General features: G+C 69.2%; 20 protein-coding genes. 10 read left to right on the top strand and 10 right to left on the bottom strand.

The window, feature by feature from the left end; genetic code table 11:
• Positions 1-14: 14 nt before the first annotated feature.
• Positions 15-947 (bottom strand): alpha/beta fold hydrolase, encoded by a 933-nt coding sequence (locus ACZ7MY_RS27540; RefSeq protein WP_499605788.1) that lies wholly within the window; start codon positions 945-947, stop codon positions 15-17.
• Positions 948-1,212: 265 nt separating this feature from the next.
• On the opposite strand from ACZ7MY_RS27540, the gene ACZ7MY_RS27535 reads away from it, so the two are divergent.
• Together ACZ7MY_RS27535 and ACZ7MY_RS27530 are read left to right on the top strand one after the other, a co-directional pair.
• Positions 1,213-1,749, top strand: coding sequence for a PP2C family protein-serine/threonine phosphatase (locus ACZ7MY_RS27535; RefSeq protein WP_499606025.1), 537 nt, complete (start codon positions 1,213-1,215; stop codon positions 1,747-1,749).
• Positions 1,712-2,308: a hypothetical protein gene (locus ACZ7MY_RS27530; protein WP_499605787.1), complete on the top strand. Its 597-nt coding sequence runs from the start codon at positions 1,712-1,714 to the stop codon at positions 2,306-2,308. The genes ACZ7MY_RS27535 and ACZ7MY_RS27530 overlap by 38 nt, the downstream gene beginning before the upstream one ends.
• Positions 2,309-2,385: 77 nt before the next feature.
• Here the strand turns inward: ACZ7MY_RS27530 and ACZ7MY_RS27525 are convergent, their stop codons facing one another.
• From ACZ7MY_RS27525 to ACZ7MY_RS27515, 3 genes are all read right to left on the bottom strand, one after another.
• Positions 2,386-2,841 carry an HD domain-containing protein gene (locus tag ACZ7MY_RS27525; protein WP_499605786.1) on the bottom strand — a complete coding sequence of 152 codons (456 nt, stop codon included), beginning with the start codon at positions 2,839-2,841 and terminating at the stop codon, positions 2,386-2,388.
• Positions 2,842-3,418: 577 nt separating this feature from the next.
• Positions 3,419-3,859 (bottom strand): CBS domain-containing protein, encoded by a 441-nt coding sequence (locus tag ACZ7MY_RS27520; protein WP_499605785.1) that lies wholly within the window; start codon positions 3,857-3,859, stop codon positions 3,419-3,421.
• Between the two features lie 791 nt (positions 3,860-4,650).
• Complete coding sequence (locus ACZ7MY_RS27515; protein ID WP_499605784.1) at positions 4,651-5,490, bottom strand: RNA polymerase sigma factor SigF; 840 nt, start codon at positions 5,488-5,490, stop codon at positions 4,651-4,653.
• Positions 5,491-6,276: 786 nt separating this feature from the next.
• Here ACZ7MY_RS27515 and ACZ7MY_RS27510 point away from each other — a divergent pair.
• Positions 6,277-7,224, top strand: coding sequence for an MIP/aquaporin family protein (locus ACZ7MY_RS27510; RefSeq protein WP_499605782.1), 948 nt, complete (start codon positions 6,277-6,279; stop codon positions 7,222-7,224).
• 504 nt (positions 7,225-7,728) lie between these two features.
• On the opposite strand, the gene ACZ7MY_RS27505 is transcribed toward ACZ7MY_RS27510, so the two are convergent.
• From ACZ7MY_RS27505 to ACZ7MY_RS27495, 3 genes are all read right to left on the bottom strand, one after another.
• Positions 7,729-8,649 (bottom strand): MurR/RpiR family transcriptional regulator, encoded by a 921-nt coding sequence (locus tag ACZ7MY_RS27505; RefSeq protein WP_499605780.1) that lies wholly within the window; start codon positions 8,647-8,649, stop codon positions 7,729-7,731.
• Positions 8,650-8,711: 62 nt separating this feature from the next.
• A complete protein-coding gene (locus tag ACZ7MY_RS27500; RefSeq protein WP_499605778.1) occupies positions 8,712-10,508 on the bottom strand; it encodes a serine hydrolase domain-containing protein in 1,797 nt (598 codons plus the stop codon).
• 582 nt (positions 10,509-11,090) lie between these two features.
• On the bottom strand, positions 11,091-12,080 hold the full coding sequence (locus tag ACZ7MY_RS27495) for a helix-turn-helix transcriptional regulator (RefSeq protein WP_499605776.1): 990 nt from the start codon (positions 12,078-12,080) through the stop codon (positions 11,091-11,093).
• A gap of 93 nt (positions 12,081-12,173) precedes the next feature.
• Here ACZ7MY_RS27495 and ACZ7MY_RS27490 point away from each other — a divergent pair, with 93 nt between their 5' ends.
• Entirely contained in the window at positions 12,174-12,572 is a 399-nt protein-coding gene (locus ACZ7MY_RS27490; RefSeq protein WP_499605774.1) for a VOC family protein, read from the top strand.
• A 31-nt stretch (positions 12,573-12,603) separates the two neighbouring features.
• Here ACZ7MY_RS27490 and ACZ7MY_RS27485 read toward each other — a convergent pair whose 3' ends face one another.
• The 3 genes from ACZ7MY_RS27485 to htpG all read right to left on the bottom strand — a co-directional run bounded on the left by ACZ7MY_RS27485 (position 12,604) and on the right by htpG (position 15,693).
• Complete coding sequence (locus ACZ7MY_RS27485) at positions 12,604-12,888, bottom strand: PNPOx family protein (protein WP_499605772.1); 285 nt, start codon at positions 12,886-12,888, stop codon at positions 12,604-12,606.
• A 59-nt stretch (positions 12,889-12,947) separates the two neighbouring features.
• A complete protein-coding gene (locus ACZ7MY_RS27480) occupies positions 12,948-13,304 on the bottom strand; it encodes an STAS domain-containing protein (protein WP_499605770.1) in 357 nt (118 codons plus the stop codon).
• Positions 13,305-13,743: 439 nt separating this feature from the next.
• Positions 13,744-15,693 (bottom strand): molecular chaperone HtpG, encoded by a 1,950-nt coding sequence (gene htpG / locus ACZ7MY_RS27475; RefSeq protein ID WP_499605768.1) that lies wholly within the window; start codon positions 15,691-15,693, stop codon positions 13,744-13,746.
• Between the two features lie 614 nt (positions 15,694-16,307).
• Between htpG and ACZ7MY_RS27470 the strand changes: the two genes are divergently transcribed.
• The 6 genes from ACZ7MY_RS27470 (at position 16,308) to ACZ7MY_RS27445 (ending at position 23,050) form a co-directional block, all read left to right on the top strand.
• Positions 16,308-17,042 carry a D-Ala-D-Ala carboxypeptidase family metallohydrolase gene (locus tag ACZ7MY_RS27470; protein WP_499605766.1) on the top strand — a complete coding sequence of 245 codons (735 nt, stop codon included), beginning with the start codon at positions 16,308-16,310 and terminating at the stop codon, positions 17,040-17,042.
• 1,741 nt (positions 17,043-18,783) lie between these two features.
• The gene (locus tag ACZ7MY_RS27465) at positions 18,784-19,371 is read left to right on the top strand and encodes a hemerythrin domain-containing protein (protein ID WP_499605765.1); all 588 of its coding nucleotides are present in this window, start codon (positions 18,784-18,786) and stop codon (positions 19,369-19,371) included.
• Positions 19,372-19,489: 118 nt separating this feature from the next.
• Positions 19,490-19,744 carry an acyl carrier protein gene (locus ACZ7MY_RS27460; RefSeq protein WP_499605762.1) on the top strand — a complete coding sequence of 85 codons (255 nt, stop codon included), beginning with the start codon at positions 19,490-19,492 and terminating at the stop codon, positions 19,742-19,744.
• Between the two features lie 277 nt (positions 19,745-20,021).
• Positions 20,022-20,549 carry an MBL fold metallo-hydrolase gene (locus ACZ7MY_RS27455; protein WP_499605761.1) on the top strand — a complete coding sequence of 176 codons (528 nt, stop codon included), beginning with the start codon at positions 20,022-20,024 and terminating at the stop codon, positions 20,547-20,549.
• The gene (locus ACZ7MY_RS27450) at positions 20,549-20,914 is read left to right on the top strand and encodes an MBL fold metallo-hydrolase (protein ID WP_499605758.1); all 366 of its coding nucleotides are present in this window, start codon (positions 20,549-20,551) and stop codon (positions 20,912-20,914) included. Before ACZ7MY_RS27455 ends, ACZ7MY_RS27450 begins: the two co-directional genes overlap by 1 nt.
• Positions 20,915-20,989: 75 nt before the next feature.
• On the top strand, positions 20,990-23,050 hold the full coding sequence (locus ACZ7MY_RS27445; RefSeq protein ID WP_499605755.1) for a SpoIIE family protein phosphatase: 2,061 nt from the start codon (positions 20,990-20,992) through the stop codon (positions 23,048-23,050).
• Positions 23,051-23,267: the final 217 nt, after the last annotated feature.

Below are 23,267 nucleotides of genomic sequence, written 5' to 3'. Positions count from 1 at the left end.
CCGGCTCGAGAAAGCTACACCTGCAGGAAGGACTGCAGCATGGCTGTCACTTCCTGTGCCTTCTCCTCCGTCACGAAGTGTCCCGAATTCTTCAGGATTCGCCCGTCCACGTTCTCGGCGTAATCACGCCATTGGTCGACGACTATTCCACCGAAGGAATCCTGCGCGCCGACGGCGAGGACGGGCATCTTCAGTTTGCCGCGGGCCAGGAATTCCTTGTTCTGCTGAATGTTCGCACGGAACTCACGGTATACGCTCATCCAGGCCTCCGTGCGGCCGGGTTCCTTGAGGAAGTGGGCGTAGTAGTCGAAGTCCGACGGCGTGAACGGTGACCTGTTGCCCACCAGGTACGCGGTGATCATCTCCTCGACGAAGACACGCTCGTGACCGGCGATGAGGTGCTCGGCGAGAGGCATCTGGAACATGCCCCAGTGCCACGGTGAGGGCCGCTTCGGGTCAGGGCTCAGGGCGGGGAAGCTGTAGGCGCCGCCATCCGCGATGGGGGCTTCCATCACCGCCATGCGGCGCACCTCCGAGGGCCACTGCGCCGCGTACGCGTAGGCGACCCACACGCCGACATCGTGGCTGACCACCTGGATGCCGTCGTCGAGTCCCAGCTGCTTCAGCAGTTGGTGCACGTCCTGAGCCAGTTGCACGGCCTGGTAGCCACTCTTCGTGACCTGTGACTCGCCGGTGCCACGCAGGTCGACGGCGATCACGGTGTGAATCCCGGAGAGCGGGCCCATCTGCTGCCGCCACTCGGCCCAGGTCTGCGGGAATCCGTGGATCATCACCACGGGCGAGCCGTCGCCGCCCAGCACGTAGTGCATACGGAAGTCATTAACTTCCGCGTACTTCGAATGAAAGCCGGCGGGTGGTTGAGATTGCGGATAATACGACGGCGCCGGGTCCACCCTCGAGCTGCTCTTTCCTGTTCCGATGCTCATTGATGCACCTACTCGGAGTCGCGCTCTCGTCATTCCACACTAGACGTGCAGGTACGGCGAGGCCACCCATCTGTCCGGCAGCGCGCCTTCATGACCACTCCGGCCGATCGGGCCGATCCGGCCGGCCAGGCCCTCAGGCGCATCAGGTCGCAGCAGGCGCACGTCGAGCTGTCCACCGCGGTCCAGCAGAGCATGCTCCCCACGCTGCCCGAGCATCTGCCGGGCCTGGAGGTAGGGCGGCCGCTACCAGCCCAGCAGGGACGGGCTGGACATCGGCGGGGACTGGTACGACGCGTTCTTCCTGCCCGACGGCGCGGTCGCCCTGAAGATCGGCGACGCCCAAGGGCACGACGTCGACGCAGCGGTCTTCATGGGTCAGGTGCGCTCGTCCATGCGCGCGATCGCCGCCCACGAACCCGCGCCAGGAACAGTGCTGACACGCACTGGTCATGGTCACCGACGGCGTGGTCGGGAGGTTCTCCTCGGCAAGCGCGTGCAGGGGCACACTGTCAGGTGCGGTCATCGTGCTGATCTCCTTCGAGGCTTCGACACTTCGAAGATCAGCCGGTGGCCGTTTGTCCATGCGGGCACCACCCCAGACGCCGGAGCAAACCCCCGCATCAGGTCCAACCCGCTACACCACTTCCAAGGACGCAACCTGGCCCGTTCGTACTACCTGGAATGGCAGAAGAGATGTCCAGCGGGAACGGTGGGATGCACCGGCTGGCCTTCCGAGCCCTGTACCTTCACCGAGGAGTCGAGCGATGCCCGAACGCAATACCGTGCTGCGCAGCCTGCATGACCTGGGCCTTGCCGCTTGGTTCGGTGGTTCCCTGATGGGCGCGGTCGGGCTGAACGGCGCGGCTCGGTCGGAGGGCAGTACGTGGGAGTCGACCACCCGGATCGCCTCTTCCGGCTGGTCCAACTGGAGCCCGGTAAATGCCACAGCGATCGGCACCCACCTCGTCGGCAGCAGTGGCTTGCTAGCAGTCAACGCTGCCCGGGTCGTGGCACAGCAGGGAGTAGCCGCTTCGACCCTGGCCAAGACCGTCCTGACCGGAGCGGCACTGGCGGCCACGGTCTACAGCCGCGTCCTGGGCAAGAAACTGGAACTTGCCTGCTCCGACCGTCCCGAAGATGCGGAGAAGGCGGCCAAGCATCCCATCGAAGTCGACAAGGCACAGCGGCATCTCGCTCTGATGCAATGGGCGGTCCCGGCCCTGACGGGAGGACTGCTGGTCCTCAACGCCGTACACAACGAACAACAGCGCCCCGCCCAGCAGATCCACGGAATGTGGCAACGCGCCCTATCGTTTGCTCCCCACCTGCCCGCCACCCCGGACTGGCACCTGAAGCACTGACGGAGACCGTAGCCAATGGCTATGCGGCCGCCGGCCCTGTTCACGAGACATTCCGTGCGAGCGCCCGGCTGACCCAATCAGACATCACCCGCGGTGAGGCCCAGCAGCCGCCTCAGCCTCGCGTACTTGTCACTGAGCTGGCGCCGGGTGGGTTCGTCGATCAGGGCGAGCCGGTCCGGATCAGCGTTGTGCGCGAGGTCGGCTTCCTTGATGAGGCGAGCACCCGACACTGCGAGGATCCGCTGCGTGTAGGCTTCGTCGCTTTCCCCCGGTCGCTTGGTCATGGCATCGACCAAGTCCTTCACATGCTGAGGAAGCTCCGCAGAGGCAAGCCATCCCCACGAGAGCTTCTCATCTTCGATCGTGTCGTGCAGCCAGGCGGCGGCGATTTGTTCTTCCGAGCCGCCCCGCTCCCGTACTCCGGCGACCACCGCCTGCACATGTTCCAGATAGGGCCGTCCCGACTTGTCCTTCTGCTGGGCGTGGGCTTCGCGGGCGATCCCCTCGATCTGCTCGAGCGTAAGGTCCGGCATATGTACGACTCTACGAGCACCGGGCCAGGGATGCCCGAGGACAACGCGCCCGCCTGTCCCCCGCCAACGGCACGTGCCGGTTTGCGAGCTTCTTATGGACCGTCTACACGGCCTTCTCCAGTAATCGACACTCAGCGCGACCATCGATTACGCATCGGAGTCGATCGTTGGACGGACCCTCCGGCCTTGGGCACGTAATGCGGTCCAACCCATCTCGGAAGCACCCGCCGCGGCGAAGCGACGGGGGCCTGCCTCTTTCCTCCGGCCGGTGCGCTCGCTTCACTGGAGGGGGCCATCCTCCGTGGCTGCTCGGGCGCTGCGGCCGCCGCTCATCGAAGGCGGTGGGAGAATCATTCGACTCACCCAGAATGCCCCGGCTCGGTCCAAGTCGCGCCTTGAGTAGGTGGCTTCAAGGGCTCGTATCCACGCACCCACGAGGCTGGGCACAGCCGGGGCCAGGCGCTGACTCACACGCCGGCGTGACGTGCGGCAGCCTTCACGCCGGCGTGCCCCTCCTCCCCAGGGCGATCCACTCGGGGACTTCGAAGGTCCAGTGCGGAGTCAGCGGCCGCCCGCTTCAGGAGTGGACGTACACGCGGGTCACGAATTCGGCTATCTGGGTGTCCGTGAGGTTACGTGCGAGGTCGGCTTCGCTGATCATGCCGACCAGTTGATGGCCTTGCTCGGTGTCGATCACCGGCAGGCGCTTGATCTGATGCTGTTCCATCAACCGCAGTGCCTCATCGGCACCGGCGCTGGCGTCGATCCATTGCAGGTCACCGGCAAGTGTCCCTGCTTGTACCGTGGCGGGGTCGATGCCTTCTGCGTCGCACTGGACCACGATGTCGCGATCGGTGATCAGTCCGGTGAGCCTGTTGTCGTCCCCGCAAATGGGCAGACATCCGACGTTCAGATCGCGCATCATCACAGCCGCCTCCTTGAGCGACTGGTGCGCGCCAACGCACTGGACTCCGCTCGACATGATGTCCCTCGCCGTGAGTTTGTCCTTGCTCGTCATAGATTCTCTCCTTCACCTGCTGGCGGCCCGTGCTTCGGGCTGGAGGTGCCTGCGGTTCTGGCTGCCGGGTCGGGTGCGAGAGCGAATGCTTGCGAGGGTGCCGAAAGACTCGTCGATCGTTTCGGCGCCCCAGCGTGTACCTGGCCCGTTGCGACCTGTCGTTGTTGCAAAGGGCGCCCTGTAGGGCATCCCCCTCTATCCAGGATCGGCTTCGTACCCGCGGCCCGCATCTACAGGAGATGCCAGGGACGTCAGGCCGTCAGCCGTACTTGACGCGGAGCGGCCGGCCGGTGGTCGCCAAGCGCCTGATGGTCAGCGCGACGGCGCTGTCGGGCAGGTCCGCTGCCAGCGCCGGCGCAGCCGCTCCGCCATTGCCTGGCGCACGGGCGTCCGTTGCCGCCAAGTGCAGCTCGCAGGGCCCGGCGCCTGCTACTCCCTCGACCCGACCGCGGAGTTTTCCTGACCCAGCCGCAGGAGCGCACCCCCCTGGCGATCAATCCACGTTCGCAGCGAAAGCAACGGTCATCGCCGCAATCTGACCTGTCACACGAGACTGCGCTGGGTGCGGCCCAGTCAACGTGCCGGTTCGATGCACAACGACTCGTCCGCTCACGCCCGCGCGCATCGTCGTCGCCGGCGTGGACACGTATCTGAAGTTCGCCGAAGCGTGCAACCGGCTGGACCTGGAGGCCACCTCGCAGCACCACGATCCCCGAGTTGCTCGGCGGATCGGCCGCCAAAACCATGGCGCGCGCCCCCGCAGGAGGTCGGCGCGCTTGCTTGCGGTGGCGTCAGTCCTGCGGCACGAGCTGGGCCCGCAGACGTGTCAGGATGCGCGACAGCAGCCGTGAGACGTGCATCTGGGACACCCCCAGCTCCCGGCCGATCTGCGCTTGTGTCATCTCCTGCCCGAAGCGCATGTCGATGATCCTGCGGTCGCGTTCGGGCAGCTCGCTCAGCAGGGGCTTCAGAGCATGCAAGTCCTCGACCTTGCCGTAACGGGATTCCTCGTAGCCGAAACGATCGGTCCAGGCCGTGCCGGAACCGGCACTCTCCTGCGGGGGCGGCGCGTCCAGCGAGGCAGCGGAGTATGCGTTGGCAGCCACCAGCGCCTCCCGCACATCATGCTCCCCGAGGTCCAGGTGCTCGGCCAGCTCCGTGACGGTGGGGTCGCGGCCGAGTTCGGCAGCCAGCGCGTCCGAGGCCTTCGCCACGTCGATGCGCCACTCCTGCAGTCGGCGCGGCACATGCACCGACCAACTCGTGTCACGGAAGAACCGCTTCATCTCCCCCACGATGGTGGGCACCGCAAAGGTGACGAACTCCGCCCCGTAGTCCGGATCGAACCGGTCGATCGCCTTGATCAGCCCGATCGTGCCGACCTGCAGGATGTCCTCCATCTGCTCAGAACGCTGGGAGAACCTCCGCGCCGCGAACCGCACCAGCGAGGTGTTCATCTCGATCAGCGTGTTGCGGACGTACTGGTACTCCTCTGTGCCCTCCTCCAGCACCGCCAGCCGGGCGAACAACGCCGTGGAGACCTGCCGGAGCTCCGCCGTCGAACGTCCTTCCACCGCGGACTGCGGCCCCGGCCCGGCAACCAGCTCGTCTGCGACCTGTGCGACCGTCATGTCAGCGTCCCTTCACTCAGCCAAGAAAGCAGAGTTGGTCCGCCTACCCGGGCTCATGCGGCACATGGGCCGGCGTCGGCAAAGAAAACCCCGGTAGGGCAAAGCCGGACGAGCCCGCGCCCTCGCGTCCGCGGGTCCCGCTACGGCGTCGCGCTCATCAGAGGATCCGGCGTGGCGGCTTCGGCCGAGGCATCGCGAAAGAAACCACACACCGTGTTCGGACTCTCATTCTGGGGCGGCAGGCAGGCCTATGCGACGCAGCCTCGCCGCGACGCGGCGGCCCTGAGCGCGGACGTGAGCGGTGGCGTCGGGGTACTGGGGTGCGGCAGCAGTCAGTGGCGTGGCGCCGTCGTGTGGCACACGAGCCGGACCGGGACGGGCGGCACGCCGCGGTCCTGGCAAAGGTGACGTTCCTCTGGAGGAACGCTGACGCGATCGGCGTCATGCGGGCCTGATCACTGGCGCGCAGCAGCACCGGGCGCCGATGTCCCGCCCCGGGCTGCTCCCCTCGACCGGCGAGGAGCACGGCACGGGCTTCCACCAGGTGCACGCACCAACGGCTCCAGAGCAGGCACCGGAGGGTGCGCGCGAGGGAGGAGGTGGAGGTCCCGCAGTCGAGATCGTGCAGGGCGTGGAGCGTCCCGACGGCCGTACCGTCGAGCTGACAGCACGACGTCGGGGCATGGGTGACGGTCCGCGCACCCAGACGGTGCTTGCGGGGGGTGCATGAGTCGGGCCACCACGGAAAGAGGAGGAGAAGGAGGAAAACCTAAGGGGGCCAGCACCATGGCCACGGATATTTCCCCTCTCATCAAGGGTTCCCGGCTGAAGAGCCGCGGCGGGCTGTGGGGGGAATGCCTCGCGGAATTCCTGGGGACCTTCGTTCTGATCGCCTTCGGCTGCGGTGTCGTCGCGACGGCCGTCGCCGCACTGCCCGGGTCCGGACGCGCGCAGACTCCGACGACCATCTTCCTGGCCGCCGGCGACTGGTTGCTGATCACCTGGGGCTGGGGGCTGGCGGTGGTGCTCGGCATCTACGTTGCGGGGGGCGTGAGCGGGGCGCACATCAACCCCGCGGTGACCCTCGCGTTCGCCGTCCGCCGCAAGTTCGCGTGGTACAAGGTGTTGCCGTACTGGATCTCGCAGGTGGCGGGCGCGTTCGCCGGAGCTGCCCTGGTCTACCTCGTCTACCACGACGCGATCTCGGCGTTCGACGCCGCCAGCAAGGGACCCAAGACCAACGGGCACACGGTCGCCTCGTTCTCGATCTTCGCCACGTTCCCGGCGCCCTACTTCCACGGTGGTGTCTGGGGACCGCTCATCGACCAGATCGTGGGTACCGCCTTCCTGGGCATGCTGATCGTCGCCGTCATCGACCTGCGCAACACCGCCGTCAAGGCGAATCTCGGGCCCCTGGTGATCGGCTTCGTCGTGGCCGCCATCGGCATGTCGTACGGCGCCAACGCCGGCTACGCGATCAACCCGGCACGGGACTTCGGCCCGCGCCTGTTCACCTGGATCGCCGGCTGGGGAGAGCTGGCGCTACCCGGCAGCTCACCGGGTGCCTACAGCGGCTACTTCTGGATACCGATCGTGGGCCCACTCATCGGGGGCGTGATCGGGGTGCTGGTCTACGACCTGTTCATCGGCGACGTACTCCACATCCGCGCGCAGGAGGGGGCGGCGCGGGAAGTCGGACGGGCCCGGCCTACGAACCAGGACCACAAGGGGTAGCTGCGCTCATGCAAGGGGGCGGTCGCTCCAGCCACGCGCGATCTCCGGATGCGGCATTGTGACGTCCTCAAGCCGCACACGCGCGGCCGGCTGATGCGGGCGCCGCGCCGGCGTACACCTCGTAGAAGCCGGCACCGTGCTCTTCGGTCGCGGAGTCGCGGAGTAGAGCTGCGTGTGGATCGTGGCCGGGCATGGCCAGGCCGTAGCCGATGTAGCCGGTCCGCAGCGGGCGCATAGGCCGGCGTGCGACGCGGGGCGCTGAGCGGGCACCCTGGAGATGTGGCGCGCCCGAAGCGGAGGGTTCAGCCCTCGCGGGCGGCGCCGCCCACGCACGCGGCCCCGCCTTGATCCCCTCGGCTCTGGACGGGCGGGGCCGCTTCACGCAAGAGGAGGCCCCGTGTCGCCGGCGGGTCCCGAGGGTTGCCGCCTCTAGACGCGTGTTCGCTGCGCACCGGAACCCCGGTCCGGTTCCTCTCGGCCGCGGATTCAGCCTGGGCCGCGGCTTCAGCCCGGCCGTCTGCCTCCGGGCGGGCGTGGGCCGAGACGCTGCCCGCTGACGGCCTCGTACGTCGCCGCCAGGGCCTTTCCCGACTGCTCCGGATGCCGCTGGGCGATGCCGATGAACAGGCAGTCGATGACGGTCAGCTGCGCGATGCGGCTGGCCATCGCGCCCGAGCGGAACGTGGTCTCGCGAGCGGCGGTGGTCAGCACGAAGTCGGAGACCTCGGTGATGGGCGAGCGGGGAAAGTTGGTCAGGGACACCGTGGTGGCGCCGTGCCGCCGGGCCACGCGCAGCGCCTCGACGGTGTCGGCGGTGGCGCCGGTGTGGGAGAGGCCGAAGGCGATGTCCCCGGGGTGCAGCACCGCCGCCGACGTCAGCATGATCTGCGTGTCGCTCCAGGCGAAGCCGACGCGTCCGATCCGGTGGAGCTTCTGCTGGAAGTCGGCGGCCACGAAGGCGCTCGCGCCCACTCCGTACACGTCGATGCGTCCCGCGGCCGCCATCGCGTCGACCACGCCGCCGAGGACCGCCACGTCCAACTGTGCGCCGGTCTCCTCCACCGCGCGGGCGTCGGCGAAGGCGACCTTGCCGACGATGCCGGCCAGGTCGTCGGCAGGGGTGATGTCGTCGCCCAGGTGGCTCTCGGCGCGCGTCCCGGCGCGGGCGGCCTCGGCGGCCATCGCGATCCGCAGTGCGGGATAGCCGTCCAGGCCGATCGACTTGCAGAACCGGATCACCGTGGTCTCGCTGGTGCCCGCCGCCGCGGCCACCTCGGAGATACTGCGGCGGGCCGTCCGGGCGGGGCCGTCCAGCACCGCCCGGGCGACCCGCTGCTCCGCCCGGGCGAGGCCGGGCAGGAGCGAGCGGATGCGCACCAGGAGGGCGCTGTCCTTCAGGTCGTCGGCCGTGTTCTCGGTCACCACGCGGGAAACCTACTGAGGGCCTTGCCGCAGGTCAACGTGGAGCCGGCGCCCCGGCGCGGGGATCAGTGCCCTCCGCCCGCCGGGAGTTCCCGCCAGCCGGCGGAGGTCAGTGGGGCGTCCGGCTTGTCGCCGTTGACCAGGACGTGCCTGCCGTCGGTGATCCACAGCCCGCTGAGGTTGACCCCACGCCCCTCGTAGACCGAGTCGGTGGTGTAGCGCCAGCGCAGCTCGAGACCGGACGCCGCGTTCGGGACCTCGGCGTGCACCCGCCACCAGGCGCGTACGGCCTGTCCGGACAACGAGGTGACGCCGTCGGCGGGCGCGCCGGTACCGGTGACGTGGAGCGCCAAGGGCTGCCAGGTGGCACCGCCGTCCGAGCTGGACTCGAGGCGGAGACGATCCGTCGACTCGGTGTTGACGAAGGACCTGAAGTCGACGTCGACCGTCCCGGAGGCGTCCAGCGGACCGGTGGTCAGCGTGCTGGTGGCACCGCCGCCCTGTCCCGAGAACCACGAGCGGCCGCCACCCGGTGCCTTGACCGGCATCGCCTGGGCGAGGGCCCCGGCGATGCCCCGCCGGGCGGGGTTGGTGGAGGGGGTGGTGCGCGTGGCGTGGACCCGGTTGGTCAGCAGGATGGCGAACGACCGCGACTCGGGGTCGATGACCAGGGACGTGCCCGTGAAGCCGGTGTGGCCCAAAGTGCGCGGGCCGGACAGACCGCTCATGTACCAGATCTGGTCCAGCTCGAAGCCGAGGCCGTGGGAGTCGCCGGGGAAGGCCTGGTTGAAGTTCTCCTCCAGGAGCGAGACACCGTGCCGGCTCAGGATCCGGTGGCCGCGGTAGGTCCCGCCGTTGAGGATGGCCTGGGCCAGTACGGCGAGGTCGTCGACGGTGGAGAACACGCCCGCGTGCCCGGCGACGCCGCCCAGGGCCCAGGCGTTCTCGTCGTGCACCTGACCGTGCACCAGGCCCCGTGCCGGGGTGGCCTCGTACTCGGTCGCGGCGATCCGCCGCAGCTTGGAGGCCGGTGGGTTGTATCCGGTGTCCGTCATGTGCAGGGGCGCGGTGACGTCCTCGCGGACGAGGGTGTCCAGGCTGCGCCCGGTCACCTTCTCCAGCACCAACTGGAGGGTGAGCATGTTGAGGTCGGAGTAGGTGTAGGTGGTCCCCGCCGGGTTCACCGGCGTGGTGTCCAGGATGGCCTTCACCCGTGACGGGATGTCGGGGTAGCCCTGCCACAGCGCGGGCTCGGGGTCGGGCGCGAGGCCGGAGGTGTGGGTGAGCAACTGCCGGACGGTGATGGCGCCCTTGCCGTTCACCGCGAACTCGGGCAGGTAGTCGGCGACCGGGCTGTCGAGCCGGATCCTTCCCGCCTCCAGTTGCTGCACGGCCACCAGGGAGGTGAACAGCTTCGACAGCGAGGCCAGGTCGTAGATGGTGTCGGTCCGTGCGGGCGTCCACTGGTCCTCGGGCAACTCGGTCTGCGGGGCGGAGTACCGCGTGGCGTAGCCGGTGGCGCTGCGCTCGACGACCCTGCCGTCGTGGACCATCAGACTGGTCGCACCGGGGAAGAGGTAGCCGGCGCCGCTCGCCGGGTCCGTCCACGCGGCGACCTGTTCCTCGAAGGCGGCGATCGGCTCCGGGGCGAGCCCGGCGGCTCGCGGGGATGACGGCCGCAGCACGGTGCCTTCGGGCGCGAACCCGGTGTACGGCTGGTCGAAGCGGCGGCCGCCGCCGTCGGTCCCGGCGCCGGCGCCGGCGCCCGAGGTCGTGGCCGTGGCGGCCGTGGCTCCGGCCGGCAGGACGAGGGCCGCCACCATGGCCGACGCCGCGGTGAGTGCGAGTACAGGAATCCGCATGGGTACCTCGTGGGTGAGGAGTTGGTTTCGCTGCTCGGCACGTCTCCGTCCTGGCCGCGTCGCGTGGACGGCGGACGGTCAGGCGGCGGAGCCGTGGTCGCCCCCAAGCCGGCGGAGAGTTGCGACCCTTTGGAGTCGAAAATCGTTAACCAACTTGGGGCGACGTCCGTAAGTTAGTAACCGAACGGTGGTCGGTCAACATCCCGATCGACGTCGGCGGCCGGACACACGGTCACTGCCCGCTCGCGCCGGCCGACTTCACGCGATGCGTGCACCGACCACACTTGACGGGCCGTCGGCAACGATTGCCGCTTCGGCCACGGTCGGCGCTGCGACCCGGCCCCTACAGGCAACCGACGGCGATCCCGGTGCCTCGGGGACCCGGCACTCACATGGTGCCGGGTTGCGGACCGAGTCGATTGAGTGCGTACGGCGAGGCACTGACATGACGGTAAGAGGGTGGCTGTGGGGCCTCGTGACATCGCCGGCGAAAATACGTCAGATGTCCTGGAGGCCGCGCTTCCTGCCGTGATCCTGGAGCGCGTAGCCGGCGAAGTCGGCGGACACATGGGTTCGCCGCTGTCAGACCTGACGGGAGTAAGCCGTGAGGCGATCGGCGAGCGCGGTGACGAGGTCGCGCAGCTCGGCGGGTCGTTCGATGACGAACGGCCGGTCGAGTGAGGCGAGTACCGGGGGCAGCCAGTCGAGCCGCTCCGCCCGCAGCTCGACGCGCAGCCAGCGCTCGCCCGCCTGGTCCTCGCCTGCCACGGGTGAGTACTCCTCCAGGCTCGCGACGCTCGCGGGAAGGCGGGCGCGGATCTGCGCGACCGTGCCGTGGATCCGCAGGGTCACCTGGTGCCGGTACTCGGCCGTGGCGAACGCCGACAGCACGCGCTGTGCCGGATCCGGGCCCTCCGGCGCTTCGAATGAACCGGGCAGGGCCCGCGCGTCCGCGATGCGGTCGAGGCGGAGGGTGCGGTCCTCGTCGATCCGGGCGTCCCAGCCCGTGACGTACCACCGGCCCGCGTGGGCGACGATCCCGTAGGCGTGCAGCGTGCGTTCGCTGCGCCGGCCGTCGCGGTCGGCGTAGCGGATCGAGACCGGCCGGCGGTGGCGCACCGCGTCGGCGAGGGTGAGCAGGACCTCGGCGTCCGGGGTGTCGAACTCGCCGGGCTGATCCGTGAAGGCGAGGGCTTCCAGGAGCGTGTCGAGCCGGTGGGCGATGTGCTGGGGCAGCACCCGGCGGATCTTGGCCGACGCCGTCTCGCCGGCCGTGCGCTCCGTCGTCGTCAGCCCTGCCCGGCGGCCGGCGACCAGGCCGAGCAGCACGGCCAGCGCTTCGTCGTCGCTGAGCATGAGCGGAGGCATCCGGTACCCGGGGGCGAGCCGGTACCCGCCGTAGCGGCCGCGAACCGATTCCACGGGCACGTCCAGGTCGAGCAACTGGTCCACGTACCGCCGCACCGTGCGCCCTTCGACGCCGAGCCGGTCGGCGAGCTCCGCCACGGTTCGGGTGCCGCCCGACTGCAGCAGCTCCAGGAGGGTCAGCACGCGGACGGTGGGGCGGGGCATGTTCACAGCCTAACGCGAATACAGGACTGATTCTGTCCTCTATTTCTCCTAGCCTGCGACGTGCACGCCTTCAGCACAGCCAAGGAGATTCCCATGGACTTCGCCTCGATCCGCATCATCACCGGCGACGTCGCTCGCCTCGTCGCGTTCTACGAGCGGGCCACCGGGGTGCGGGCGACCTGGGCCACCGAGGACTTCGCCGAGCTCACGACCGCGGGTGCCACCCTCGCCATCGCCGGCACCCGCACCGTCCCGCTCTTCGCCCCGGGCTCGGCTCGGCCGGCGGACAACCACAGCGTGATCACCGAGTTCCTCGTCGACGACGTGGACCGCGTCCACCAGAACCTGATCGGCTTCGTCACCGACTTCGTCGCCGGGCCCACCACCATGCCCTGGGGCAACCGGTCACTGCTGTTCCGCGACCCCGACGGCAACCTCGTCAACTTCTTCACCCCCGTCACCCCGGCAGCCGTCGCGAAATTCGCACGCTGACACCACGCACGGCCCCTCCCGGTGAACGCCGTCACCGTTGGATGCACGGCGGGCGGCACTGCGGAGGGGTCCACGCCGAGACGGCGATGGCCACCAGGGAACGTTCGCGCCGTAGGATGCGGTCGAGCAGCACCGCGCGGTACATGAGGAACCGTTCCCGCATCAGGTTGTGTACGCAGGCGGTCCCCGTCACGTCCAGGTGCCGGGCCGTGCCCGCGGTGACGGCGGCGCCGGCGGGGACCGTGCCGTTCATGCCGCGGGGCGCGAGCGTGACATGAGGGTTGTTGCGGATCCGCCAGACCTTGCGACGGCGCACCGAGGTACGGATGACCGCGCTGGGCCGCCGCCCCGTATGACGGGGTGCAGGCGCTCGGCTCAGCCGTCGGAGCCGACGAGCCTGATGGAAGGTACCGGCGGCACGCAAGGTCGGATCCGGAAGAGTGGGCGAGCGCCGGTAAGCGCGAGAACGCGTTCGGCCTGGTGCTGCAGACCGGTGAGTTCGAGGGTGCCTTCCTCCACTTCCGCTCGCTGACGGAGGCGGAGCAGCAGGTTGAGGAAGGTTGATCCCATGAAGGTGACCTCTGAGAGGTCGATACAAAGGGTCCTGCCGCGCAGCTGGAAAGCGTCGGTGACCTCGGCGACCGGGGGGCACGTCTCAAGATCCAGTTCGCCCGTCAGCTCGATCGTCGTGAGGCCGGGCGCTTCGCTGACACGTATGCCTATCTTCTGCACGGGACATCACCGTTCGGGTTCATAGCCCCTCACGGTCAGCTGCCGGATCGGGAGCGGCCGCAAACCGGGCGACACCGCGCCGCCCACAGTCGAGTAAGACCACCCGCACCTCCCGTCGGCCACGAGCCGTGACCGTTCGGTAGCGCGGGGTCCCTCGCCAGACCAGGCTGGTTAGTAAGACCGTTGCACAAATACGTCCGGAGCGCCAGCCCCTCCGCCCCGTCGTGCCAGGCGAGAGCGGGGCGCGTCCGAGGACGACCGTACGGGGCTCAGCGGGCCTCGGCGGCGCCTGCGAACGGGACCTGCGCCGAGGGAGCCGCCCGCATGGCAAGGGGGTGTTGCCAGCGTACTGGGGTGGCAGCGCACCGTGTGCCGTGGTCGGTGGGCCGCGACGCGTCGTCGCGCGCGGGTCACGGCCCACCGACCAGGTGCGGCCGGCTCAGACGGCGAGGTGGTCCGCCATGAGCTTGGCGAAACGTGCCGGGTCCTTCAGGGCGCCGCCCTCGGCGATCAGAGCCATGCCGTAAAGGAGTTCGGCGATTCCCGCGAGGCCGGTACCGGCGTCGTCGCCGCGTTCGGCGTGGGCCTTGTTGAGGCTGCCGACGAGCGCGTGACCGGGGTTGAGTTCCAGGATGCGCTTGGTGTGCGGGACGTCCTGACCCATGGCCCGGTACAGGTTCTCCAGGGCCGGCGTGATGTCGTGGGTGTCGGAGACGAGACAGGCCGGCGAGACCGTCAGGCGGGCGGACAGCCGGACCTCCTTCACGTCGGCGGCGAGCACCTCGGTCATCCACGCCAGCAGGTTCGTGTACTCCTTCTGCCGGCTCTCGCGCTCGCCGCCGGTCCCGGCGTCCTGATCGCCGTCCTCCAGGTCGACCGTGCCCTTGGCCACCGACCGCAGCTGCTTGCCGTCGAACTCCGGCACGGTGGTGACCCAGACCTCGTCGACGGGGTCGGTCAGCAGCAGCACCTCGATCCCCTTCGCGCGGAAGGCCTCCATGTGCGGGGAATTCTCGATGGCCTCCCGGGAGTCGCCGGTCAGGTAGTAGATCTCTTCCTGCCCGTCCTTCATCCGCTCCACGTACTGCGCCAGCGTCGTCAGCCCGTCCGCGTCGTGCGTGGAGGAGAAGGACGACAGGCCCAGCAGGGTGTCGCGGTTGCCGCCGTCGTCCAGCAGGCCTTCCTTCAAGGCGGGGCCGAACTCCCGCCAGACGGTGGCGTAGCGGTCGGGAGCACTGGTCATGAGGTCCTTGATGGTGGTGAGGACCTTCTTGGTCAGGCGCCGGTGGATCATCTGGATCCGGCGGTCCTGCTGCAGGATCTCGCGGGAGACGTTCAGCGAGAGGTCCTGGGAGTCGACGACGCCCTTGACGAAGCGCAGGTAAGGGGGCAGGAGCTCTTCGCAGTCGTCCATGATGTGGACGCGCTTGACGTACAGCTGCAGGCCGCGCCGGTGGTCGCGGGTGAACAGGTCGTGCGGGGCGTGGGAGGGGATGAACAGCAGGGCCTGGTACTCGAAGGTGCCTTCCGCCTGCAGCCGGATGGTTTCCAGCGGGTCGAGCCAGTCGTGGGCCAGGTGCTTGTACAGCTCGTGGTACTCCTCGTCCGTCACCTCCTCCCGCGACCGCGCCCACAGCGCCTTCATCGAGTTCACCGTCTCCAGGGCCGCCGGAGCCTGCCCGGTGCCCTCGCCCTCGTCGACGGTGTCCGTGTCGCTGCCGGCCGCCGGCGTCGTGGCGCGCGCGGGCATACGGATGGGCCAGGTGATGAAGTCCGAGTACCGCTTGACGATCTCCCGGAGCTGCCGGCCGTCGGTGTAGTCGTGCAGCTGGTTCTCTACGTCGACGGGCTTGAGGTGAAGCGTCACCGCCGTGCCCTGGGGCGCCTGGTCGACCCCCTCGACCGAGTACGTGCCCTCACCGCGCGAGGTCCAGCGGGTGCCGTGGCTCTCACCGGCCCGCCGGGTCACCACGGTGACCTCGTCGGCGACCATGAACGCGGAGTAGAACCCGACGCCGAACTGGCCGATCAGGCCGGCCGCCGCGTCCGCGTCCTTGGTGTCCTTCAGCTCCTGCAGCAGACGCGCCGTGCCGGAGCTGGCGATGGTGCCGATGAGTGCGACGACCTCCTCGCGCGACATGCCGACGCCGTTGTCCCGCACCGTCAGCGTGCGCGCCTGAGCGTCCGCCTCAAGGGCGATGTGGAGATCGGAGACGTCCGCCCCGAGCGCGTCGTTGCGCAGAGCTTCCAGGCGCAGCTTGTCCAGCGCGTCGGAGGCATTGGAGATCAGCTCCCGGAGGAACACATCCTTGTTCGAGTAGATCGAATGGATCATCAGCTGCAACAACTGACGGGCTTCCACCTGGAACTCGTGGACCTCAGCCGACATGACGAGCGAACCCTCCAAAGATCAGATAGCCGACTACCGGATGCACTCTAAACCGATCGCCGCAGGCCGCCGGCAGGCCCCGCCACCGAACCCGCAGATGTTCAAGCGCCCGGCTCGGCCGACTACGAGGACCGTCCGCGGATACCCGTATCGCCCCGCCACTGCCACAACAGGATCCCGCCACAGGGCATCACCAACAACCCCAGCCACACCCCTGATCGCCCCTCCAGAGCCACTGCACCCGGCGCCTCACCGAAGCAGTGGCACACAAGCACGGCCAGTCCCGCGCGCCGACCAGCCCCCGCCAGGCTTAACTGGGGCTGCCCGACGGGTATCGGCATCGATCAAAGGGCTACGACGACCTGACCGGCCCCCGAAAGCCGCTACGTGGCACGGAGCGCAGGGACGGCGCATCAGGGACGGAGTGCGGCGTACGTCGGCGTGCCCGGGCGCCGCCGTCGCCGTCCACCGACTGTTCTGGTGGGAAAGGGATGACAGCCTTTCGTCACCCCGGCGTAGTTGACGCGCGTAGCGGACGGGCGCCACCCTGGGTGCGCCCGCTGTTCCCACGGCGGCGCCACCCCCCATTCGATCCGACGGGCCGGGAGGTCGGAATGATCCGACGTACAGCACGCATGCTTCTCGGAATTGTCATGCTCATGACGGGCGTCCTTGTCGGAATGGGCGCCACCTCGGGCACCGCTCATGCCGACGAGTGCTACACCTGGAGCCGCACCCTTTCCCAGGGCTCCTCCGGCGCCGATGTGACGCAGCTGCAGATCCGCGTCGCCGGCTGGGTGACTTCGGGCGAACGGCTGTCGTACGACGGCGTCTACGGAGCGCGGACCACCGCCGCGGTCAAGAAGTTCCAGTCCGCATACGGCCTGCCGGCCGACGGCGTGGCGGGCTTACAGACCTTCAACAAGATCTACGCGCTCCAGGACGCGGACTGCACCCCGATCCACTTCGCCTACTCCGAGCTGAACAAGTGCAACTCCGACTGGTCCGGCGGTGCCGTCTCGGCCGCCACCGCCAAGGCGAACGCCCTGAAGACCATGTGGAAACTGGAAGCGATGCGGCACGCCCTCGGTGACGTGCCGATCACCATCTCCAGCGGCTTCCGCTCCTACGCCTGCAACAGCGCCGTGGGCGGCGCCTCCACCAGCCGGCACCTGTACGGCGACGCCGCCGACCTGACCGGCTCACCGAGCCTCTGCACGCTCGCCAAGCAGGCGCGGGTGCACGGCTTCTCGGAAATCCTCGGTCCGGGCTACCCCGACCACAACGACCACGCCCACGTGGCCCTCGACCCGTCGCCGTACTGGTCCGCACCCAACTGCGGGATCTGACGACGGACAGCGGGCCGCACAGCCGGGCGGACGAGGTCCCTCACTGAACCGCCCCGGGTCGATGGAGGGGCGCGCGTACGGAACCACGTCGTGGCGCGGCCCTCCCCACCTTGCCCGGGACGGCCGGAGAGCCGGCCCTGGGGGACTCATGGGTGCGCGGCGCCCCCTCCCATGTGGGCGGCCCCGCGGGACGCAGGGGGGAGTACGTCGGGCGGGGCCTCCTTTTCAGTCTGCTCGTGAAACTCCTGCCGCGCGCGCTGAAGGAAGCACCACTGGTACAGCAGCGGCGGCCGAGTCGCGGCATTGACCGCGTCCGTACGCCCCCTGCCGCAGCCTTCGCCCACGAGCAGTCAGCGGCCGGGGACGGTGATCCTGAAGGCAGGTAGACGGAGCCGCGTGCGTGGGCCCGCCCGACGGGTCCCGTACCACGGAAGAATCGCCGGGCGAGCGCTTCTTGGCCAACGGTGTCTCACGGGCGCTTACCGGATGACGACGATCACGTCGTTGTTGTCGTATCCGTAGCCGCAACCGTAGTAGCCACCGTGGCCGCAGCCGCCCTGGGCAGGGTAGCCCCAGCCGTAACCTCAGTTCCCGTAGCCCCAGCAGCAATCGTGGTCAATGACGGACTGCCGCGAGGCGGGGGCGGTCTGTGGCGGCGCGGCGGCGGTCGTGCCGGCCCCGAGGATCGCGAGGACGGGCCGGCGGCGACGACGCGGCGGACGGTGGTGCTGTCGATCTGCACGGTCATTCCCTGGTGTGGCGGTCCCGCCGGCGGCAGGCGGGTCAGTGTTGGGCGGGACCGCGTCTGCGGCCCGCCCGGCCGCAACTTCGCCCCGCACGGCCAGGCGGGCGTCTGGGTGGTCCTACGGACTCCGCTCCGCGTGAGCGGGTGCCAAGAGGTTCCAGCCGATTCCGGAGCAATCTCGCGGGACGGGCGGGAAGGTATGGCCCAGCACGTCGCTGCTGGTGAAGCGGTGCCCTTGACCGCAGGTGCACTCGTAGATGCCGATGACCGGGACCTCTTCTCCGGGCCGGTGCATACGACTCTGTTCATCCATGACGATCTCCTCGGCGGACGGAGCCCGAGGAGGGCTCCGGCATACAAGGCTGATCGCGAGGGCCGGTAGTTCCTCGGTAGCCGCCCGGAACCACTGCTGTGGAGTGCGGCGGCTCGCGAGGTCACCTACCCCCGGCGCACCGCCGAAACCAGCGAAGGAGTGGCTGGACGCGAAGCTTGGGCCCGCCCGGCTGGGGCCCGGGCCTCGTGGGCGATTCACACGACCAGTCGGGCGGACGTACAGCGGCCTCGACCCGATTCAGGGACGGCGACGAGGCCGCAGTTCCATGGTGCGCCCACTCCAGGAATCGGGCGAGGTCCGCCACGCAGCCCACGGACCGTGCGGCCTTCTCGCCCGGACGACGGTGATCCGCCCCGGTCGAGCGGCGAAGCGCTTGACCAGGGCCGACAGACGATCACGTTCGAGTCCGCGAGCACCGGGGCATCCTGAGGGACATCCCGCAGGTCGCAGGTGGTCACGACCGGCCGACAGATGCCGGTACGCGGACTGACGGCGGCGAGGGCGGGGGCGCGGGCGATGGTCGCAGGGCGCCTGCCCTTCAGCTTGATCGCAGCCGAGGGCGCTCCGGGCGGGGCGTTTCGTTTGGGGCGGCCCGTCACGGTCAGGTGCTCCATCGGGTGGGTTCGAACGATGGACCGACGTTGGGTAGGCGGGTGGAAACCATGGGCGACGCGAAGACCGAACGCGAACAAGCCGACGAGCTGCCGGGAGGCGATGTCGTACGCATCCTGTTGCAGCAGCACGCTCACATCAGGGATCTGTTCTCGAACGTCAAGGCGACGCGGGGCGATGAGAGGCAGCACTGGTTCGACGAGCTGCGGGCCACACTCGCCGTCCACGAGACCGCGGAGGAGATGATCCTGCGGCCGGTCGCCAAACGTACCGCCGGTGAGGCCGAGGCCGAGGCACGCAATCTCGAGGAGAAGTTCGCCAGTGAGACTCTGGCCGAGCTCGAGAGGATGGATGTCGACAGCGACGAGTTCGACACGAAGTTCGGCTACTTCGAACGAGCCGTCATCACGCATGCCGAACGCGAGGAGCAGCTGGAGTTCCCCGTCGTGCGTGCGGGTTGTGACCGGGACCAGTTGAGGACCATGGGCTACCACCTGCAGTCGGTCCTCTCGATGGCGCCCACACATCCGCATCCGAAGGTCGCCGGATCGACTGCGGCGCAATGGACGGTGGGCCCGTTCGCCGCACTCCTGGACCGGGTCAAGGACGCGGTCGAAGCGTCCCGCAGCCGTCACTGAAGGAGCGTGCCGAGGCGGGCCGCTCCACCCCGGCAGACCGACCGACGGAGCGGGAGGACTGTTTGTGCCGTTTTCGCACGGGCAGGCGTGGGGTGTCCTCACGAAACGGAGGAAAACCATGGCGACAGGTGAGACAGGATTCAAGGACGTCGCCTACGACCTGGTCTCGGTCCAGTACCACTCACTGAAGTCGGGACACGACTACGGTCAGTACGTCCGGGACGCGATGAACGCCGGGGAGACCGAGATCGCCGACTTCTTCCAGGGCGTGATGCGCGAGGACTCCGAACGGGCCGCACGCTGCCACGACTTCCTGGGCGAACTGGCGAAGAAGGGCGACATCGGCCCGGCAGCCTCCCGACCGACACCCTGAGACCGCGGCTGCGACGTCCGGGAAGGGCCCCACGCGACGTCGCGGGGGCCCGTTCCCCGTTCCCACGGCTCCGGGAGCTGTGGTTCGGGACGAACGGAGAAACCATGGAGGGAGTGCGCCGGCCGTAAGGGCCGCAGGCCGATCTGGTGACCCACGAAAATCACGGACGCCCTCAGCGGCTACGCCGCCCGGTCACAGCCGAAGCCTGAACGCAAGCGCGCGCACGGCGATCGAGACACGTCGCGCCGCGCGGCACCGCCTCGCGCAAGGAGGCATCATGAAGCCGCCCTCCGACGCATCGCTCCACGTACACTTCATCGGCAACGCGACCGTCCTGCTCACGTACCAGGGGCTGACGGTCCTCACCGACCCCAATTTCCTGCACCGCGGGCAGTACGCCTACCTCGGCTACGGGCTGTTCACGCGCCGCCTCACGGAACCCGCCGTGGACCCGAACCACCTTCCGGCCGACATCGATGCCGTGGTGCTCTCCCATCTCCACGGTGACCACTGGGACCGGGTGGCCCGACGGCGTCTGCGCAGGTCGCTACCGGTCCTCACCACACCGCACGCCTCGAGGCACCTGCGCGTGCTGCACGGTTTCCCCCGGGCCCTGGGCCTGCGCACGTGGCAGGACCACACCGTGACCACCCGCGAGACCCAGGTACGGGTCACCGCCCTGCCCGGCAGGCACGGACGCGGTGTGCTGGGGCGGCTGCTACCCCCGGTGATGGCAGCCTGCTCGAGTTCGGCCCGAAGTCGGGGCCGCCGGACCTGCGCCTCCACATCTCGGGAGACACCTTGATGGTCGACCCGTTGGAGGAGATAGGGCGGCGCTACCCCGACGTGGACCTGGCCCTGCTGCACCTCGGCGGGACGACCCTGCCGGGCGGCTTCCTGGCGACGATGGACGGTGCCCAGGGAGCCGAACGCGCCGCACGCATCCGTCCACGCCTGGTCATGCCGATCCACTACGACGACTACACGGTGATGAAGTCGCCGCTGGCCGGGCTCCTGTCGGAAGCAGGCAAGCGTGGCCTTCCGAGCGCGTCGTGCACTGCCACCGGGGCCAGGAGGCGATCGTCCCGACAGCTGGCCGGCCCGTCACAGTCGTGTGATGACGTCGAGTCGCCGAATCGGCCGCCGAAACGGTGCGCGCGAAGGGAGTGACGAGCGGTGCAGCCGTCGCCGCGTTCCGAAGGCACTCAGGGCTTGAGGGGGCTCGAGCGCCTGTTCGGGCATGCGATGCGCGACAGCGGAGCGTCGGTGGGCATGGTGTACCTGATGCCGCCGCGGGAGCGGGTGCTGCAACTTGCCGTTCTGTCGGGCGTGCCGCAGAAGATGGCGGCGCCTTGGGCACGGCTGACGCTTGAGGACCCGATGCCACTGGCGGAGGCGGCGCGCCGGCGGTGCCTGGTGTGGGTGGCCAGTCAGGAGGAGATGGCTCGACGCTTTCCCCGGCTGGGGTTCGTCGTGCCGTACGACTTCATGCTCGCGGCCGCCCCCCTTGCCCACGGCGGAGGCGTATGCGGCGGACTGGTACTTCTGTGGCCGGTGTGGCATCCGCCCACACTGAGCGTCGGCGAGCGGGACGTGATCGACGCCTTCTGCCATCGTGCCGGGTTGCTGCTGCAGGAGGCCGCCGACACCGGCGCTCCGGTGCTGCCAGGACGCGAACCACGGACGCTGGCGCCGCCCCGGCCCCAGATCCCCGACCGGACCGCGGCCCTTGCGGCGCACGACTTCGCGGAACGGCTGCCCATGGGCTGCTGCTCCCTCGATCTCGACGGCCGCGTGACCTACCTCAACGCGGCAGCAGCCGACCTCCTGGACGTCGGCGCCGCCCGGCTGGTGGGTGCGAGGCCCTGGGAAGTGCTGCTGTGGCTGGACCAGCCCGCTTTCGAGGACCGCTACCGCGCCGCGGTCATCAGCCGCCGGCCGACTTCGTTCACCGCCTTGCGCCCACCGGAGACGTGGCTGTCCTTCCAGCTGTACCCCAGCGCTTCCGGAGTCAGCGTCCACATCAGCGCTGTCCCGCGGGAGCTCCACGGCGCCGGCACGGACCCCGCGGCGCAGGGACCGCGGGGGTCGACAGAGCCCCCGGGCGTCAGCACGCTCTACCACTTGATGCACATGGCGGCGACCCTCAGTGAAGCGGTAGGGGTCAAGGACGTGGTCGACCGGGTAGCCGACCAGCTCGTACCGGCCTTCGGAGCCCAGGGCCTGGCGCTGATGCTGGCGGAAGAAGGGCGACTGCACATCGCCGGCCACCGCGGCTACAGTTCCGAGTTCATGGCCCGCTTCGACGGCCGGCCCCTCAGCGACCCGACTCCTCCCGTCCGGGCCCTGACCAGTGGCTCCCCCGGCTTCTACTCCAGCTTCGCCGACTTCCGGAACGCCTACCCCCACGCCCCACGTTACGAGCAGCGAGACGCCTGGGCATTCCTCCCCTTGATCGCCTCCGGCCGCCCCATCGGCCTGCTCACCCTGTCCTACGACCGCCCCCGCGCCTTCTCCACTGCCGAGCGCGCCGTCCTCACCTCACTGGCGGGACTGATCGCCCAGGTCTTGGACCGCGCCCGGCTGTACGACGCCAACCTCAACCTCGCCCGCACTCTGCAAAGCGGCCTGCTCCCCCAGGCCCTGCCCGACATCCCCGGCCTTCAGGTCGCCGCCCGCTACCTGCCCGCAGGCCACGGAACGGACATCGGCGGAGACTTCTACGACCTCATCCGCTGCGGCCCGCACTGCGCAGCCGTCACCATCGGAGACGTCCAAGGGCACAACGTGCAAGCTGCCGTTCTCATGGGCCAAGTCCGTACTGCCGTTCACGCTCACGCCACCGCCCACACCACACCCGGCACCGTTCTCGCCCGGACCAACCGTCTGGTAGCCGACCTCAACCCCGGCCTCTTCACCAGTTGCCTGTACGGCCACCTCGACCTGGTCCGCCACCAGGCAAGGCTGGCCACCGCCGGCCATCCCCCACCCCTGGTCCGCCACCCCGACGGCCACACGGAAAGCCTCTCCGTGCCCGTCGGCATCCCGCTGGGCATCACACCCGACGCCCGCTACCCCAGCAGCGACAACCCCCTGCCGCCCGGCACCGTCATGGCTCTCTACACCGACGGACTCGTCGAAGCCCCCGGCATCGACATCGAACACGCCACCGCACGCTTGGCGGAACACTTCAGCGAAGCGGGAGACGAGGACGCCGACGACCTGGCCGACATACTCCTGCATCACGCGATGCAGACAGGTCCCGGCATCGACGACATCGCGCTCGTCCTGGTCCGGGTCCTGTAGCCACAGCGCATCGAGACATGCCGCGAAGTCGCTGACGCCCTACTTCGCGTGTGGGCCGACCGGTCGAGCAAACCCGCAAGCACCGGGTGCCTCGAGCGCAGCAGGGCGCTGATTGCACCTCGCCATCGAGGACGACGTCCTCGCCCGGCGCACGCGCGGCGTCGGCGATCTCGGATGAGGCGGCAGTGCAGTCGCTCCGGTTGCGCCACTGCAGGAA

This window comes from Streptomyces sp. NPDC111520, assembly GCF_055635295.1.
Note: the sequence above shows the minus strand (reverse complement) of the source record. Positions and strands in the feature narration are given on the sequence as shown.